15 protein-coding genes are annotated in these 16,454 nt (G+C 60.6%); 9 read left to right on the top strand and 6 right to left on the bottom strand.

Going from position 1 to position 16,454, the window contains the following annotated elements:
• Positions 1-80 precede the first annotated feature (80 nt).
• From hisG to hisC, 3 genes are all read left to right on the top strand, one after another.
• The gene (gene hisG / locus AC1D2Q_RS26715) at positions 81-716 is read left to right on the top strand and encodes an ATP phosphoribosyltransferase (RefSeq protein WP_007941260.1); all 636 of its coding nucleotides are present in this window, start codon (positions 81-83) and stop codon (positions 714-716) included.
• A gap of 124 nt (positions 717-840) precedes the next feature.
• Positions 841-2,166 (top strand): histidinol dehydrogenase, encoded by a 1,326-nt coding sequence (gene hisD, locus AC1D2Q_RS26710; protein ID WP_477815145.1) that lies wholly within the window; start codon positions 841-843, stop codon positions 2,164-2,166.
• A 2-nt stretch (positions 2,167-2,168) separates the two neighbouring features.
• Complete coding sequence (gene hisC / locus AC1D2Q_RS26705) at positions 2,169-3,221, top strand: histidinol-phosphate transaminase (RefSeq protein ID WP_477815144.1); 1,053 nt, start codon at positions 2,169-2,171, stop codon at positions 3,219-3,221.
• Positions 3,222-3,340: 119 nt separating this feature from the next.
• On the opposite strand, the gene algW is transcribed toward hisC, so the two are convergent.
• Complete coding sequence (gene algW / locus AC1D2Q_RS26700) at positions 3,341-4,498, bottom strand: Do family serine endopeptidase AlgW (RefSeq protein WP_477815143.1); 1,158 nt, start codon at positions 4,496-4,498, stop codon at positions 3,341-3,343.
• A 102-nt stretch (positions 4,499-4,600) separates the two neighbouring features.
• Here algW and AC1D2Q_RS26695 point away from each other — a divergent pair, with 102 nt between their 5' ends.
• The 3 genes from AC1D2Q_RS26695 (at position 4,601) to cysN (ending at position 8,331) form a co-directional block, all read left to right on the top strand.
• Positions 4,601-5,359, top strand: coding sequence for a Nif3-like dinuclear metal center hexameric protein (locus AC1D2Q_RS26695; protein ID WP_007941267.1), 759 nt, complete (start codon positions 4,601-4,603; stop codon positions 5,357-5,359).
• A gap of 146 nt (positions 5,360-5,505) precedes the next feature.
• Positions 5,506-6,423: a sulfate adenylyltransferase subunit CysD gene (cysD, locus tag AC1D2Q_RS26690; protein WP_477815142.1), complete on the top strand. Its 918-nt coding sequence runs from the start codon at positions 5,506-5,508 to the stop codon at positions 6,421-6,423.
• Positions 6,424-6,432: 9 nt separating this feature from the next.
• Complete coding sequence (gene cysN, locus AC1D2Q_RS26685; protein WP_477815141.1) at positions 6,433-8,331, top strand: sulfate adenylyltransferase subunit CysN; 1,899 nt, start codon at positions 6,433-6,435, stop codon at positions 8,329-8,331.
• Positions 8,332-8,415: 84 nt separating this feature from the next.
• Here the strand turns inward: cysN and AC1D2Q_RS26680 are convergent, their stop codons facing one another.
• Genes AC1D2Q_RS26680 through AC1D2Q_RS26670 form a run of 3 tightly spaced genes read right to left on the bottom strand, consistent with a single transcriptional unit; the run spans position 8,416 to position 11,820 of the window.
• Positions 8,416-9,321, bottom strand: a complete 906-nt coding sequence (locus AC1D2Q_RS26680) for an acyltransferase (RefSeq protein WP_477815140.1) — start codon at positions 9,319-9,321, stop codon at positions 8,416-8,418.
• Positions 9,322-11,421 carry a phosphate acetyltransferase gene (gene pta / locus AC1D2Q_RS26675; RefSeq protein WP_018927188.1) on the bottom strand — a complete coding sequence of 700 codons (2,100 nt, stop codon included), beginning with the start codon at positions 11,419-11,421 and terminating at the stop codon, positions 9,322-9,324. It abuts the gene before it with no gap.
• Positions 11,422-11,481: 60 nt separating this feature from the next.
• Positions 11,482-11,820 (bottom strand): DUF3565 domain-containing protein, encoded by a 339-nt coding sequence (locus tag AC1D2Q_RS26670; RefSeq protein WP_477815139.1) that lies wholly within the window; start codon positions 11,818-11,820, stop codon positions 11,482-11,484.
• Here AC1D2Q_RS26670 and AC1D2Q_RS26665 point away from each other — a divergent pair.
• From AC1D2Q_RS26665 to AC1D2Q_RS26655, 3 genes are all read left to right on the top strand, one after another.
• Entirely contained in the window at positions 11,789-12,274 is a 486-nt protein-coding gene (locus tag AC1D2Q_RS26665) for an FKBP-type peptidyl-prolyl cis-trans isomerase (protein ID WP_064620281.1), read from the top strand. The two genes, AC1D2Q_RS26670 and AC1D2Q_RS26665, sit on opposite strands and share 32 nt — an antisense overlap.
• Positions 12,275-12,398: 124 nt before the next feature.
• A complete protein-coding gene (locus AC1D2Q_RS26660; RefSeq protein WP_477815138.1) occupies positions 12,399-12,881 on the top strand; it encodes a glutathione peroxidase in 483 nt (160 codons plus the stop codon).
• A gap of 137 nt (positions 12,882-13,018) precedes the next feature.
• Positions 13,019-14,122 (top strand): NADH:flavin oxidoreductase, encoded by a 1,104-nt coding sequence (locus AC1D2Q_RS26655; protein WP_477815137.1) that lies wholly within the window; start codon positions 13,019-13,021, stop codon positions 14,120-14,122.
• Between the two features lie 126 nt (positions 14,123-14,248).
• On the opposite strand, the gene AC1D2Q_RS26650 is transcribed toward AC1D2Q_RS26655, so the two are convergent.
• The gene (locus AC1D2Q_RS26650; RefSeq protein WP_477815136.1) at positions 14,249-15,448 is read right to left on the bottom strand and encodes a glycosyltransferase family 4 protein; all 1,200 of its coding nucleotides are present in this window, start codon (positions 15,446-15,448) and stop codon (positions 14,249-14,251) included.
• A 40-nt stretch (positions 15,449-15,488) separates the two neighbouring features.
• Positions 15,489-16,244: a sulfate transporter CysZ gene (gene cysZ / locus AC1D2Q_RS26645; protein WP_477815135.1), complete on the bottom strand. Its 756-nt coding sequence runs from the start codon at positions 16,242-16,244 to the stop codon at positions 15,489-15,491.
• Positions 16,245-16,454: the final 210 nt, after the last annotated feature.

Genomic DNA, 16,454 nt, shown 5'->3' with positions numbered 1-16,454 from the left:
CGAGCCGGTTTCCGGCTCGATGTGTGTCCGGCGCCGTTTGCGACCGGGCATGAGTACCTTGATAAGGACTGACGTTTCCCATGTTGACTATCGCACTGTCCAAGGGCCGCATCCTTGACGACACCTTGCCGCTTCTGGCTGAAGCGGGCATCGTGCCGACCGAGAATCCGGACAAGAGCCGCAAGCTGATCATCCCCACGACCCAGGCCGATGTGCGCTTGCTGATCGTGCGTGCCACCGATGTGCCGACCTATGTCGAGCATGGTGCCGCCGACCTGGGCGTCGCCGGTAAAGACGTGCTGATGGAATACGGCGGCCAGGGTCTGTACGAACCACTGGACCTGCAAATCGCCCAGTGCAAGCTGATGACGGCCGGCAAAGTCGGCGCAGTCGAGCCCAAGGGCCGTCTGCGCATTGCCACCAAGTTCGTCAACGTCGCCAAGCGCTACTATGCCGAACAGGGTCGTCAGGTCGACATCATCAAGCTCTACGGCTCGATGGAGTTGGCGCCGCTGATCGGTCTGGCGGACAAGATCATCGACGTGGTCGACACTGGTAACACGCTGCGGGCCAATGGCCTGGAGCCACAGGATTTCATCGCTGCCATCAGCTCCCGTCTGATCGTCAACAAGGCGTCGATGAAAATGCAGCATGCCCGTATCCAGGCGTTGATCGACACCCTGCGCAAGGCAGTGGAGTCTCGACACCGCGGCTGATTCACCTGCGCGACCTTGAGTCGCGCCGTCTATCCGCCTCATAGCCAGAATTCTCAGGTGCCCAAGCGGATCGAATGTTAGCTTCGGGCGCCTGAGTTTTTGCCAATCCTATGAGGCTCTCGCTATGACCGCACCGACTGCAATTCGCCGACTCAACGCTGCTGACCCGGATTTCGCACATCATCTGGATCATCTGCTGAGCTGGGAAAGTGTGTCTGACGACTCGGTCAATCAGCGGGTGCTGGACATCATCAAGGCCGTGCGTGAGCGTGGCGATGCCGCAGTGGTTGAGTTCACCCAGAAGTTCGACGGCCTGCAAGTAGCGTCCATGGCGGACTTGATCCTGCCGCGCGAACGCCTGGAACTGGCACTGACCCGCATTACCGTGCCTCAGCGCGAAGCCCTGGAAAAGGCCGCGGCCCGTGTGCGCAGCTACCACGAAAAGCAGAAACAGGATTCCTGGAGCTACACCGAAGCCGATGGCACGGTGCTGGGCCAGAAGGTCACGCCACTGGATCGCGCCGGTCTGTACGTGCCGGGCGGCAAGGCGTCCTACCCATCCTCGGTGTTGATGAACGCGATTCCGGCCAAGGTGGCGGGCGTGACCGAAGTGGTCATGGTCGTGCCGACCCCGCGCGGTGAAGTCAACGAACTGGTGCTGGCCGCAGCCTGCATCGCCGGCGTCGACCGGGTGTTCACCATCGGCGGCGCCCAGGCAGTTGCGGCGCTGGCCTACGGCACCGAAAGCGTGCCGAAGGTCGACAAAGTGGTGGGGCCTGGCAACATCTATGTCGCTACCGCCAAGCGCCACGTGTTCGGCCAGGTCGGCATCGACATGATCGCCGGCCCGTCGGAGATTCTGGTGGTGTGTGACGGCCAGACCGATCCGGACTGGATCGCCATGGACCTGTTCTCCCAAGCCGAACACGACGAAGACGCCCAGGCGATTCTGGTCAGCCCGGACGCTGAGTTCCTCGACAAGGTGGCCGCCAGCATCGCCAAACTGCTGCCGACCATGGAACGCGCCGAGATCATCGAAACCTCGATCAATGGCCGTGGTGCGCTGATCAAGGTTCGCGACATGGATCAAGCCATCGAAGTGGTCAACCGCATCGCCCCGGAGCACCTGGAGTTATCGGTCGCCGATCCGCAGGCCTGGCTGCCGCAGATCCGTCACGCCGGCGCGATCTTCATGGGCCGCCACACTTCCGAAGCCCTGGGCGACTACTGCGCAGGTCCGAACCACGTATTGCCGACCTCCGGCACTGCGCGCTTCTCCTCGCCGCTGGGTGTTTACGACTTCCAGAAACGTTCGTCGATCATCTTCTGCTCCGAGCAGGGTGCCTCCGAACTGGGCAAGACCGCCTCCGTACTGGCCCGTGGCGAATCGCTGAGCGCTCACGCCCGCAGTGCTGAATACCGCATTCTTGATGACAAGCAGGGGAACTGAACATGAGTAAATTCTGGAGCCCGTTCGTCAAGAATCTGGTGCCTTACGTGCCGGGCGAGCAGCCGAAACTGGCGAAACTGGTGAAGCTCAACACCAACGAAAACCCGTACGGTCCATCGCCAAAAGCCCTGGCGGCAATGCAGACCGAACTGAACGACAACCTGCGTCTGTACCCGGACTCGAACAGCGACCTGCTCAAGCAAGCCGTTGCCAAGTACTACGGCGTGCAGGGCAATCAGGTGTTCCTCGGTAACGGTTCCGATGAAGTCCTGGCGCACATCTTTCACGGTTTGCTGCAGCACGATAAACCGCTGCTGTTCCCGGACATCAGCTACAGCTTCTACCCGGTTTACTGCGGGTTGTATGGCATCAAGTTCGATGCGGTTGCGCTGGACGAACAGTTCCAGATCAACCCGGCGGACTATGCCAAGCCGAACGGCGGGATCATCTTCCCGAACCCGAATGCGCCGACCGGTTGCCTGTTGGCACTGGACGCTGTTGAGCAAATCCTCAAGGCCAGCCCGGATTCGGTGGTCGTGGTGGATGAGGCTTACATCGATTTCGGTGGGGAAACGGCGATCACGCTGGTGGACCGTTATCCGAACCTGTTGGTGACGCAGACCCTGTCCAAGTCCCGTTCCCTGGCCGGCCTGCGGGTTGGCCTGGCCGTGGGGCACCCGGACCTGATCGAGGCACTGGAGCGGATCAAGAACAGCTTCAACTCCTACCCGCTTGATCGCCTGGCGATTGTGGGGGCTGCGGCGGCGTTCGAAGATCGCGAGTATTTCGACAAGACTTGCCGGTTGGTCATCGAGAGTCGCGAGCAAGTGGTCGCGCAACTGGAGGCGAAGGGGTTTGAAGTGTTGCCGTCGGCGGCGAACTTCATTTTCGCCCGTCACCCGAAGCACGATGCGGCGGGGCTGGCCGCGAAGTTGCGCGAACAGGGCGTGATTGTTCGGCACTTCAAGCAAGAGCGGATTGCCCAGTTCCTGCGGATTTCCATCGGCACGCCGGAGCAGAATCAGGCACTGATCGACGGCCTCGACGGTCTCTGAACCACTGCTGATCCTGTGGGCGAGAGCCTGCTTGCGATGGCGGCTTGGCATTCAACTGCAATGCTGAATGTTACGGCCTCATCGCGAGCAGGCTCGCACGCAGGGGCGGTGTTGTCTGCTTACTCTTCTTTTTCCTGGATCGGTGCCGGCGGCGGACGCAGGCCGATTTCTGCGGTGAGCTTGAGCTCTTTGCCGTTGCGCATCACCTGAATCGTGACCTTGTCGGTCGGCTTGATGCGCGCCACCTGGTTCATTGACTTGCGACCATCGCCAGCCGGTTCACCGTCGATGCTGAGGATCACGTCGCCCAATTGCAGGCCGGCCTTCTGCGCCGGGCCGTCACGGAATATCCCCGCGACCACAATTCCCGGGCGTCCCGACAGGCCAAACGATTCCGCCAGTTCCTGACTCAACGGTTGCACTTCGATGCCGAGCCAGCCGCGAATCACCTGGCCGTGTTCGATGATCGACTTCATCACTTCCATCGCCAGTTTGACCGGGATCGCGAAGCCGATGCCTTGCGAGCCACCGGACTTGGAGAAGATCGCCGTGTTGATGCCGGTCAGGTTGCCGTTGGCATCCACCAGCGCACCGCCGGAGTTGCCGGGGTTGATCGCGGCGTCGGTCTGGATGAAGTCTTCGTAGTTGTTCAGGCCCAACTGATTGCGCCCGGTGGCACTGATGATACCCATGGTCACGGTCTGGCCGACGCCGAACGGGTTGCCGATGGCCAGGGCCACGTCGCCAATGCGCAGGTTGTCGGAGCGGCCGACGGTGATCGACGGCAGGTTTTTCAGGTCTATCTTCAATACCGCGAGGTCGGTTTCCGGGTCGCTGCCGATGACCCGGGCCAGGGTTTCACGACCATCCTTGAGCGCCACCACGATCTGGTCGGCACCGCTGGTCACGTGGTTATTGGTCAGCAGGTAACCTTCCGGGCTCATGATCACGCCCGAACCGAGGCTCGACTCCATGCGCTTCTGCTTGGGCGAGTTGTCGCCGAAGAAGCGGCGGAACTGCGGATCTTCAAACAGCGGATGGCTGGGTTTGTTGACCACTTTGGTGGTGTAAAGGTTGACTACCGACGGCGCAGCCGTGGTCACCGCATCGGCATAGGACACCGGGCCCTGCTGCACACCAAGGGTTTGCGGGGCTTGTTGCAGATTGACGTCGAGGCTTGGCAGCCCGACCCACTGCGGGTAACGCTGAATAATCAGTAGAGCGACAAGCACGCCGGCCAACAGCGGCCAGCCRGAAAAACGCAGCGCCTTGAGCATTAAGCACGTCCTGAGAGGTTGCAGGCGGTATGAGACCGCCCATAATGTCGCGCATTATACGAGGCCGCGCGCGCCTCTGAACGGGATATTTAGGAGTCTTTTATGGCCGTCGCCCTGAGCACCCTGGTCGAAGAAGCCGACCGTTACCTGGCAAGTTCGAAGATCGCCGATTACTGCCCCAACGGCTTGCAGGTCGAAGGCCGGCCGCAAGTGATGCGCATCGTCAGCGGTGTCACCGCCAGCCAGGCACTGCTGGACGCCGCGGTGGAGGCCCAGGCCGATCTGGTGCTGGTGCATCACGGCTATTTCTGGAAAGGCGAGAACCCGTGCATCACCGGCATGAAGCAGCGCCGGTTGAAAACCCTGCTCAAGCACGACATCAGCCTGCTGTCCTATCACTTGCCGCTGGACCTGCACCCGGAAGTCGGGAACAACGTGCAGCTCGCCCGGCAATTGGACATTACCGTCGAAGGCCCGCTGGATCCGGACAACCTGAAAATCGTCGGGTTGGTTGGCTCGTTGAGCGAACCGATGACTCCCCGCGATTTTGCCCGTCGGGTACAGGAAGTCATGGGGCGCGAGCCGCTGCTGATCGAAGGCAGCGAGATGATTCGTCGGGTCGGCTGGTGCACCGGTGGCGGCCAGGGTTACATTGACCAGGCGGTGTTGGCCGGCGTCGATCTGTACCTCAGCGGCGAAGCCTCCGAACAGACGTTCCACAGCGCCCGGGAAAACGACATCAGTTTCATCGCCGCCGGCCACCACGCCACCGAGCGTTACGGTGTGCAGGCTTTGGGCGATTACCTGGCACGACGTTTCGCCCTCGAGCACATCTTCATCGATTGCCCGAACCCGATTTGACTACAGGGCTGGAGCCCAAACGAGGGGGTATATTCATATACCCTTTCGATCTAGCCGCCGTCCTGATTAGAAGAGGGCGCTGTGCTAGGATTCCCCGCTCGAACACGGCCCGCAGGCCGTCCATAAGATCGTTTTCGTGAGTAGCCATGGTCGACAAACTGACGCATCTGAAACAGCTGGAGGCCGAAAGCATCCACATCATCCGCGAGGTCGCCGCCGAGTTCGATAACCCGGTGATGCTGTACTCCGTCGGTAAAGACTCCGCCGTGATGCTGCACCTTGCGCGCAAGGCATTCTTCCCGGGCAAACTTCCGTTTCCGGTGATGCACGTCGACACCCAGTGGAAGTTCAAGGAAATGTACGCGTTCCGCGACCGCATGGTCGAAGAGCTCGGCCTGGACCTGCTGGTACACGTCAACCCCGATGGCGTAGCGCAGGGTATCAACCCGCTGACCCACGGCAGTGCCAAGCACACCGACATCATGAAGACCGAAGGCCTCAAGCAGGCCCTCGACAAGCACGGCTTCGACGCCGCATTCGGTGGCGCCCGTCGCGACGAAGAGAAGTCGCGTGCCAAAGAACGCGTGTATTCGTTCCGTGACAGCAAGCACCGCTGGGACCCGAAGAACCAGCGCCCGGAGCTGTGGAACGTCTACAACGGCAAGGTCAACAAGGGCGAATCGATCCGCGTATTCCCGTTGTCGAACTGGACCGAACTGGACATCTGGCAGTACATCTACCTGGAAGGCATCCCGATCGTGCCGCTGTACTTCGCTGCCGAGCGTGATGTCATCGAGATGAACGGCACCTGGATCATGATCGACGACGAACGCCTGCTCAATCACCTGAGCGACGAAGACAAGGCGCGCATCGTCAAGAAGAAGGTCCGTTTCCGTACACTGGGCGACTACCCGTTGACCGGTGCTGTCGAGTCCGAGGCCACCAGCCTGACCGACATCATTCAGGAAATGCTCCTGACGCGAACTTCCGAACGCCAGGGCCGAGTCATCGATCACGATGGCGCCGGTTCCATGGAAGAAAAGAAACGTCAGGGTTATTTCTAAGGGGTTGTCATGTCGCACGCATCTGATTTGATCAGCGAGGACATCCTCGCCTACCTGGGCCAGCATGAACGCAAGGAAATGCTGCGCTTTCTGACTTGTGGCAACGTCGACGACGGCAAGAGCACCCTGATCGGGCGCCTGCTGCACGACTCCAAAATGATCTACGAAGATCATCTGGAAGCCATTACCCGCGACTCGAAAAAAGTCGGCACCACCGGCGAAGACATCGACCTGGCGTTGCTGGTCGACGGCTTGCAGGCCGAGCGTGAGCAGGGCATCACCATCGATGTCGCCTACCGCTATTTCTCTACCGCCAAGCGCAAATTCATCATCGCCGATACCCCCGGCCATGAGCAGTACACCCGCAACATGGCCACCGGTGCATCCACCTGTGACCTGGCGATCATCCTGGTCGACGCCCGTTACGGCGTGCAGACCCAGACTCGTCGCCACAGCTTTATCGCCTCGTTGCTCGGCATCAAGCACATCGTGGTCGCCATCAACAAGATGGACCTCAACGGCTTCGACGAAAGCGTATTTGAGTCGATCAAGGCCGATTACCTGAAGTTCGCCGAAGGCATCGCGTTCAAGCCGAGCACCATGGCGTTCGTGCCGATGTCCGCGCTCAAGGGCGACAACGTGGTGAACAAATCCGAGCGCTCGCCGTGGTACACCGGCCAGTCGCTGATGGAAATCCTCGAAACCGTCGAAATCGCCAGTGACCGCAACTACACCGACCTGCGTTTCCCGGTGCAGTACGTCAACCGTCCGAACCTGAACTTCCGTGGTTTCGCCGGCACCCTGGCCAGCGGCATCGTGCACAAGGGCGACGAAGTCGTTGTGTTGCCGTCGGGCAAGAGCAGCCGCGTGAAATCCATTGTCACCTTCGAAGGTGAACTGGAGCACGCCGGTCCTGGTCAAGCGGTGACGCTGACCATGGAAGACGAGATCGACATTTCCCGTGGCGACTTGCTGGTGCACGCCGATAACCAGCCGCAAGTGACCGACGCCTTCGACGCCATGCTGGTGTGGATGGCCGAAGAGCCGATGCTGCCGGGCAAGAAATATGACATCAAGCGCGCCACGACTTACGTGCCGGGCTCGATCACCAGCATCGTCAATCGCGTGGACGTGAACACCTTGGCCGAAGGCCCTGCCAGCTCGTTGCAGTTGAACGAGATCGGTCGGGTCAAGATCAGCCTCGACGCGGCCATCGCGCTGGACGGTTACGACAGCAACCGCACCACGGGTTCGTTCATCGTCATCGACCGTTTGACCAACGGCACCGTCGCAGCCGGCATGATCATCGCTCAGCCGCTGGCGCATGGCAGCAGCTCCCACCACGGCAAACTGGCGCATGTAGCCACCGAAGAACGCTCCCAGCGCTTCGGCCAGCAACCGGCCACCGTGTTGTTCAGCGGCCTGTCGGGCGCGGGCAAAAGCACCCTGGCCTATGCGGTTGAACGCAAGTTGTTCGACATGGGCCGCGCGGTGTTTGTGCTCGATGGCCAGAACCTGCGCCACGACCTGAACAAAGGCCTGCCGAATGATCGTGCCGGGCGCACCGAGAATTGGCGTCGTGCGGCGCACGTTGCGCGTCAGTTCAACGAAGCCGGCCTGCTGACACTGGCGGCGTTCGTTGCCCCGAGTGCCGAAGGTCGTGAGCAGGCCAAGGACCTGATCGGCAAGGAGCGTCTGTTGACGGTCTACGTCCAGGCCTCGCCGACGGTCTGCGCCGAACGCGATCCGCAAGGCCTGTACGCGGCGGGTGGCGACAACATCCCGGGCGAATCCTTCCCGTACGACGTGCCGCTGAATGCCGATCTGGTGATCGACACCCAGTCGCTGTCGCTGGAAGAAAGCGTCAAGCAAGTGCTGGATCTGCTGCGTAAACGTGGCGCGATCTAAGCATTAGCTGAAAACAAAAAAGCCCGCAGATGAGTGATTGTCTGCGGGCTTTTTTGTGTCCGGGAGGACACCTTCGCGGGCACCTCAAGAATTCACTGGATACTCACGGTGCATCTGCCCCAGCAGCGCATCCTTGTCCTGCCACAATTGATTGATCCAGCCCTGAAACTCCAGGCGATACACCCCATCCTGGTCGTAGTTCTTGCCAACGAACTGCGGCGGAATCTTCAGCTCCTGAAAGTGCACCACCACGTCTTTCACCTTGCCGCAGAGCAAATCCCAGTAACCCGGACGCCCGGTCGGGTAGTGGATGGTCACGTTGACGATGGCTTCCAGCTGTTCGCCCATGGCATCCAGCACGAAGGCAATGCCGCCCGCTTTCGGTTTGAGCAGGTAGCGGAACGGTGAACTCTGCTGGGTGTGCTTGCCCTCGGTGAAGCGCGTGCCTTCGACGAAGTTGAAAATCCCCACCGGGTTATTGCGGAACTTGTCGCAGGTCTTGCGGGTGGTCTCCAGGTCTTTGCCTTTCTTCTCTGGATGCTTTTCCAGATAGGCCTTGGAGTAACGCTTCATGAACGGAAAACCCAACGCCCACCATGCCAGGCCAATCACCGGCACCCAGATCAGTTCCTGTTTGAGGAAGAACTTCAGCGGGCGGATGCGACGGTTGAGCACGTACTGCAACACCATGATGTCGACCCAGCTCTGGTGGTTGCTGGTGATCAGATAGGAGTGCCGATAGTCCAGGTCTTGCAAACCGCTGAGGTGCCAGCGTGTACGGTAAACCAGATTCATCCAGCCCTTGTTGTTACTGATCCACGCTTCGTGGGTATGACTCATCAGCCAGCGCGCGAAACGTTGGGTGAGGGCGAACGGCAACACTTTGAACAGCGCCACACAGAACAGAAACGAGCAGAGCAGAATCGTATTCAGCGCCAACAGCAGCGAGGCGATCACGCCGCGCACGGGTGCAGGTAGAAAATCCAGCATTTAAATATCCATAGGTCGGTTGGCCGCTTGAATCGCGGTCAACGCGATGGTGTACACGATGTCGTCGACTTGCGCGCCACGCGGCAGGTCGTTCACCGGTTTGCGCAGGCCTTGCAGCATCGGCCCGAGGCTGACGCAGTCGGCGCTGCGTTGCACGGCTTTGTGGGTGGTGTTGCCGGTGTTCAGGTCGGGGAACACGAACACCGTGGCACGACCGGCCACCTGACTGTTCGGCGCCAGTTGCCGGGCCACGGTTTCGTTGGCGGCGGCGTCGTATTGCAACGGGCCGTCGATCAACAGTGAGTGTTGCTGTTCGTGGGCGAGCAAGGTGGCCTCGCGAACCTTCTCGACTTCTTCGCCGCTGGCCGATTCACCGCTGGAGTAGCTGATCATCGCCACCCGTGGAGTAATGCCGAACGCCGCTGCCGAATCGGCGCTTTGCAAGGCGATCTCGGCCAGTTCGCTGGCACTCGGGTGCGGGTTCATCACGCAGTCGCCGTAGACCAGCACTTCTTCGGGAAACAGCATGAAGAATACCGACGACACCAGGGTGCAACCCGGCGCGGTCTTGATCAGTTGCAGGGCCGGGCGGATGGTGTTGGCGGTGGAGTGAATGACCCCGGACACCAGCCCGTCGACTTCATCCAGCGCCAGCATCATGGTGCCGATCACCACGGTGTCTTCCAGTTGCTGCTCGGCCATCGGCGCGTTGAGGCTTTTGGTCTTGCGCAGCGCGACCATCGGCTCGACATAACGCTCGCGGATCAGGTCCGGGTCGAGGATCTCCAGCCCCGGTGGCAACTCGATGCCTTGGGCGCGGGCGACCGCCTCGACGTCTGCCGGCTTGGCCAGCAACACGCAACGCGCGATGCCCCGTGCCTGGCAGATCGCGGCAGCCTGCACGGTCAGCGGCTCGCTGCCCTCGGGCAACACGATGCGCTTGTTGGCGGCCTGGGCGCGCTGGATCAGTTGATAGCGGAACACTGCGGGCGACAGACGCATTTCCCGTGGCGTGCCACAGCGCTGGTGCAGCCAGTTGGCGTCGAGGTGGCTGGCGACGAAGTCGGTGATGATCTCCGCGCGCTCGCGGTCGTCGATCGGGATTTCCTTGTTCAAACCGTTCAACTGGTTGGCGGTGTCGTAGGAACCGGTGCTCACCGACAACACCGGCAGGCCGGCCTGCAAGGCGCCACGGCACAGCTCCATGATGCGCGGGTCGGGCAGGGTGTCGCTGGTCAGCAGCAGGCCGGCCAGAGGCACACCGTTCATCGCCGCGAGGCTGACCGCGAGGATGATGTCGTCGCGATCACCGGGGGTCACCACCAGCACGCCGGGCTTGAGCAGCTCCACGGTATTGCGCACGGTGCGGGCGCAAATGATGATTTTGGTCATGCGCCGGGTTTCGTAGTCACCGGCATTGAGCACCTGAGCGCCCATCAGCTCGGCCACGTCACGGGTGCGCGGCGCGTTCAGCTCCGGTTGAAACGGGATGCAACCGAGCAGACGGAAGTCGCCACTGCGCAGCAACGGCGAGTGCTCTCTCAGGCGCGAGGCGAAGACGTCCATGCTTTCGTCGGTCTTGACCTTGTTGAGGATCACGCCCAGCACTTTCGGGTCTTTCGGCCCGCCGAACAATTGCGCCTGCAACTCCACCCGGCCGGACAATTCGGTCAGCACTTCGTTTTCCGGCGCCGAAACCAGAATCACATCGGCGTCGAGGCTCTTGGCCAAGTGCAGGTTGACCCGCGCGGCGTAGCTGGCGCTGCGGGTCGGGACCATGCCTTCGACAATCAGCACGTCCTTGCCGATCGCGGCTTGCTGGTAAAGGGTGATGATTTCTTCGAGCAATTCGTCCAGCTGACCGTCGCCGAGCATCCGCTCGACATGGGCCAGGCCCAGCGGCTGAGGCGGTTTCAAGCCGTGGGTGCGGGCCACCAGTTCGGTGGAGCGTTCAGGGCCGGTGTCGCCCGGGTGCGGTTGGGCAATCGGTTTGAAAAAGCCGACTTTGAGGCCGGCCCGCTCAAGGGTACGCACCAGCCCGAGGCTGATGGAGGTCAGACCCACACCGAAATCGGTGGGCGCGATAAAAAAAGTTTGCATGCGGATTCTCTAAGGGTGCATGGCAATGGTGAACGCCTATGGCTGGCGTTCTACCGATATTCAGTGGTCAAGGTTATCGCTAACCGAGCCTTGTGCGCACCAACCGCAATCAAAGGGCTGGCCTATTTTTTCATTGCGCAGCGCAGGGTCCAGCACCCAGGCCCGGGATTGCCACGGCGGCTGGTGCCGCAGGTGTTGGGTATGGCCGCAGGACAGCTCGGCCACCCAGTGCCCGTCCTCGTCCTGATGAAAACCTGTAATGGTCGAGGCTTTCATTGCACCCCGTCTGTCTGGGTTGTGTTCGCTTTCGGGCGATTGCTTCGCTAAACTTGGACATTCATCTTTCTTATGCAAAAGGTCTCGCCCCATGCTGATCGCCGCCAATAAGGCTGTCTCCATCGACTATACCCTGACCAACGACGCTGGTGAGGTCATCGACAGCTCCGCCGGCGGCGCGCCGCTGGTCTACCTGCAAGGCGCAGGTAACATCATTCCGGGCCTGGAAAAGGCGCTGGAAGGTAAAGCAGTCGGTGACGAACTGAAAGTCTCCGTAGAACCTGAAGATGCCTACGGCGAATACGCTGCCGAACTGGTCAGCACCCTGAGCCGCAGCATGTTCGAAGGCGTCGACGAACTGGAAGTGGGCATGCAGTTCCACGCTTCCGCTCCGGACGGCCAGATGCAGATCGTCACCATTCGCGATCTGGACGGCGACGATGTCACCGTCGACGGCAACCACCCGCTGGCCGGTCAGCGCCTGAATTTCCAGGTCAAGATCGTTGCCATCCGTGATGCCAGCCAGGAAGAAATCGCTCATGGTCACGTCCATGGCGAAGGTGGCCATCACCACTGATTTTCTGCGCTAAGCTTTCGAGAACTGGAGAGGCGCCCGAGGGCGCCTTTTTAGTCCGCGGCTGTCCTTGGCGACATGACCAAGTGGCTGTTTCGAGAAGAACACGGGAAATTTGGAGTCCGTCATGAGTGCTTTTCACGACCTTAAACTGACAGCCCTGGATGGTCAGGAGCTACCTCTGGCGCCCTTCAAGGGGCGTGTCGTGCTGGTGGTCAACGTCGCCTCCAAATGTGGCTTGACCCCACAGTACGCTGCTCTGGAAAACCTCTACCAGCAATACAAGGACAAGGGTTTCAGCGTGCTGGGCTTGCCGTGCAACCAGTTTGCCGGGCAGGAACCGGGCACAGAGCAGGAGATCCAGGCGTTCTGCAGCCTCAACTATGGCGTGACCTTTCCGTTGTCCAGCAAGCTGGAAGTCAACGGTCACGATCGTCATCAGCTGTACCGCCTGTTGGCGGGCGAGGGCGCGGAGTTTCCGGGCGACATCACCTGGAACTTCGAAAAATTCCTGTTGGGCAAGGACGGTCGCGTATTGGCGCGATTCTCGCCGCGTACGGCGCCGGATGATCCTTCTGTTATCCAGGCGATTGAAAAAGCGTTGAGCTGACCCCCCCTCAGTAGGAGCGAGCAAGCTTCGCTCCTACTGTCTTTTGATCCTTAATCACTCAAATCAATAGTGCTGTGCAACGCTTGCGGCTCTCCATATTATCGCCGTCATAAAGTCTATGTCCCGTGGAGCGTCCCATGCCCGTCAAAGCCCTGTTCAAGCCTTTTCACCTCGGCGCTCTCGAACTGCCGACCCGCGTCGTCATGGCACCGATGACCCGCTCGTTTTCGCCGGGCGGCGTGCCCAACTCTAAAGTGATCGAATACTACCGTCGCCGCGCTGCCGCCGGAGTGGGCCTGATCATCACCGAAGGCACCACCGTCGGTCACAAGGCCTCCAACGGTTACCCGAACGTGCCGCACTTCTACGGTGAAGCCGCACTGGCCGGCTGGAAGAAAGTCGTCGACGCGGTACATGCCGAAGGCGGCAAGATCGTTCCGCAGCTGTGGCATGTGGGCAGTGTGCGCCGCATCGGCACCGAGCCGGATGCCAGCGTGCCGGGTTACGGTCCGTCGGAAAAATTGAAAGACGGAGAGGTCGTGGTTCACGGCATGACCCGCCAGGATATCCAGGAGGTGATCGCTGCGTTCGCCCAAGCCGCCAAGGACGCCCAGAGCATTGGCATGGACGGCGTGGAAATCCACGGTGCCCATGGTTATCTGGTGGACCAGTTCTTCTGGGAAGGCAGCAACCAGCGCACCGACGAATACGGTGGCAGCCTGGCCAACCGTTCGCGCTTCGCCATCGAACTGATTCAGGCGGTGCGCGCAGCGGTCGGCGAGGGATTCCCGATCATCTTCCGTTTCTCCCAGTGGAAGCAGCAGGACTACACCGCGCGTCTGGTGCAGACGCCAGAAGCGTTGGGCGAATTTCTCAAGCCGTTGTCCGACGCCGGCGTGGATATTTTCCACTGCTCGACGCGGCGTTTCTGGGAGCCGGAGTTCGACGGTTCCGAACTGAACCTGGCCGGCTGGACCCGCAAGCTCACCGGCAAGCCGACCATCACCGTCGGCAGCGTCGGCCTGGATGGCGAGTTCCTGCAGTTCATGGTCAACACCGACAAGATCGCACAGCCGGCCAGCCTGGAAAAACTGCTGGAGCGGTTGAATAACGATGAGTTTGACCTGGTGGCGGTGGGTCGTGCGTTGTTGGTGGACCCGGACTGGGYGCAGAAAGTGCGTGACGGTCGTGAGCAGGACATTCTGCCGTTCAGCCGTGAGGCGTTGATGACGCTGGTTTAAGCGGCGACTGCACTGACGCTATCGCGAGCAGRCGCGCTCCCACAGGTGACCGATTTTTTTCAGGGAAACACGGTTGAATGTGGGAGCGAGCCTGCTCGCGAAGACTGATTCAATTTCACCAAACATTCAGGGCATGGTCGGTGCATTCGGTACCACCTGCTCCCCAACACAAGCCCCCCGCAACTGCCCCTCGAACTGCTCGATAATCGCCGCCCAGCCCTGACGGCTCGCATGCTGACGGGCATTAAGCCGCACGCAGCGCAAGGTTTCGCGCTCCTCAAGCAGCCAGCGTGCCGCATCGCAGAACGCCTCTTCATCCCCGGGCATGGCCAATACGCCGTTGTAGCCATGGCGAATATGCTGAGCCGCCGCCGCCTGATCGTACGCCACCACCCCCAGCCCTGAGGCCAATGCCTCAAGCACCACATTGCCGAAGGTTTCGGTCAGGCTCGGAAACAGAAACACATCCCCTGACGCATAGTGACTGGCCAGCGCTTCGCCGCGTTGTGAGCCGCAAAAAATCGCCTCGGGCAATTCCTTTTCCAGCGCCGATCTTAGCGGACCGTCACCGACCACAATCAATTTCATGTTCCGCTGTGGATAAGTGGTTTTCAGCGTGTCGAAACTGCGCTTGAGCAGGCCAAGATTCTTCTCCTGGGCCAGGCGTCCTACGTGGATGAAGGCGATGTCATCCTCGGCCAGTCCCCATTGCTCACGCAGCGGTTTCAGTCGTTTGACCGGATGAAACAACTGGCTGTCGACGCCTCGAGAGAGCAACGCCAGACGCTCGAAACTACGCCGCTCCAGCTCCAGTCGCTGGCTGGCGCTGGGCACCAGGGTCAGGGTCGAGCGATTGTGAAACCAGCGCAGGTAGTGGGTCAGCAAGCGCGTCAGCAACCCGAGCCCATACTGGCTGGAATACTGCTGAAAATTGGTATGAAAGCCGCTGACCACCGAAATCCCCAAACGCCGTGCCGCGCGTAACGCCGACAACCCCAGCGGTCCTTCGGTGGCGATGTACAGCACGTCCGGGCGATGGCGCTTCCAGCGCCGCAGCAACTTGTGCATCGACGACTGCCCCCATTGCAGGCCGGGATAACCCGGCAGCGGCCAACCCCGACACAGCAGCAACTCATCGTTGCTGCCCATCAACGGGTCGCCACCCTGACGTGGCCGCACCAATTCGACCTGATGCCCGCGCGCACGCAAACCGTCGAACAAGCGGCCAAGGGTATTGGCCACGCCGTTGATTTCCGGGGGGAAGGTTTCGGTGATCAGAGTGATATGCAGAGCTGTCGTCATGACCTCAGTGTCGGCTGAGGCCATGTCGTCATTGTGACGGTGGGATGATGGATATGTGACGCGATTAACGGCGTTCTGCCACCAGATTCTCCGCGCCACGCTCACGGACCCAAAACAGCGTCGCCCCGGCCACGGCCGCCGGCATCATCAAAATGTTCACCACCGGAATCAGCAACGCCAGATAAACGATCCCGCCAAAACTCATGCTCTGCCAGCGCTTCTTCCGCAGCCAGGCGAGCATCTCGTTCCAGCCCAGTTTGTGGTTGTCCGCCGGGTAGTCGATGTACTGGATCGCCATCATCCATACCCCGAACAGCAGCCACAGCGGTGCGGCAATGATGTTGACCACCGGGATGAACGACAGGATGAACAGCCCGATGGCCCTTGGCAGGAAGTAGCCGAGCTTGCGCATTTCCCGGGTCAGGGTACGGGGGATCATGGCGATCAGTTCGCCCCAGCTGAAGGTCGGGAAATCGTCGGTGCCGCGCACCACCACTTCGACTTTCTCCGCGAGGAAGCCATTGAACGGCGCGGCGATGACGTTGGCGAGCAGGGTGAAGGTGAAGAACACCATCAACACCACCAATACCACGAATAGCGGCCAGAGGATGTAGCTGAGGAAGCTCAGCCAGTCGGGCAGGGACGGCATCAGCGTATCGACCCACATACTGAACTGATGGCCAGCCAGATAGATCAATCCGACGAACAGCACCAGGTTGATCGCCAGCGGCAGCAACACGAACAGACGCAGACTTGGGCTCAGGACCAGATTGAGGCCTTCGCGCAGGTATTGCGGGCCGGACAGAACGGGGGCGGGCATAACGAGCTCCGAACAAGAGGGAAACGCGCCGACCTTACCGGCTTTGCCTGAGGTGCGAAAGCGCGGTAGCGGCATCGACATTAACTGTAACAAAGGCGTCTATACATTCACTGCAACGGAATAGAGACCGCCTATGAGCTGGATTGTTAAACCGTATTTCCTTAATCTTCGCCCCCTCGATACGCTGCACCCATTCTTTTACAGGACTGT

The organism is Pseudomonas sp. P1_A1 (genome assembly GCF_056406935.1).
This window is presented reverse-complemented; position numbering and strand designations above follow the sequence as displayed.

Excerpts from the sequence above, each read along its gene's own strand:
- hisG (WP_007941260.1), top strand. The coding sequence starts at position 81 with ATGTTGACTATCGCACTGTCCAAGGGCCGCATCCTTGACGACACCTTG.
- hisD (WP_477815145.1), top strand. The coding sequence starts at position 841 with ATGACCGCACCGACTGCAATTCGCCGACTCAACGCTGCTGACCCGGAT.
- hisC (WP_477815144.1), top strand. The coding sequence starts at position 2,169 with ATGAGTAAATTCTGGAGCCCGTTCGTCAAGAATCTGGTGCCTTACGTG.
- AC1D2Q_RS26695 (WP_007941267.1), top strand. The coding sequence starts at position 4,601 with ATGGCCGTCGCCCTGAGCACCCTGGTCGAAGAAGCCGACCGTTACCTG.
- cysD (WP_477815142.1), top strand. The coding sequence starts at position 5,506 with ATGGTCGACAAACTGACGCATCTGAAACAGCTGGAGGCCGAAAGCATC.
- cysN (WP_477815141.1), top strand. The coding sequence starts at position 6,433 with ATGTCGCACGCATCTGATTTGATCAGCGAGGACATCCTCGCCTACCTG.
- AC1D2Q_RS26680 (WP_477815140.1), bottom strand. The coding sequence starts at position 9,321 with ATGCTGGATTTTCTACCTGCACCCGTGCGCGGCGTGATCGCCTCGCTG.
- pta (WP_018927188.1), bottom strand. The coding sequence starts at position 11,421 with ATGCAAACTTTTTTTATCGCGCCCACCGATTTCGGTGTGGGTCTGACC.
- AC1D2Q_RS26665 (WP_064620281.1), top strand. The coding sequence starts at position 11,789 with ATGCTGATCGCCGCCAATAAGGCTGTCTCCATCGACTATACCCTGACC.
- AC1D2Q_RS26670 (WP_477815139.1), bottom strand. The coding sequence starts at position 11,820 with ATGGAGACAGCCTTATTGGCGGCGATCAGCATGGGGCGAGACCTTTTG.
- AC1D2Q_RS26660 (WP_477815138.1), top strand. The coding sequence starts at position 12,399 with ATGAGTGCTTTTCACGACCTTAAACTGACAGCCCTGGATGGTCAGGAG.
- AC1D2Q_RS26650 (WP_477815136.1), bottom strand. The coding sequence starts at position 15,448 with ATGGCCTCAGCCGACACTGAGGTCATGACGACAGCTCTGCATATCACT.
- cysZ (WP_477815135.1), bottom strand. The coding sequence starts at position 16,244 with ATGCCCGCCCCCGTTCTGTCCGGCCCGCAATACCTGCGCGAAGGCCTC.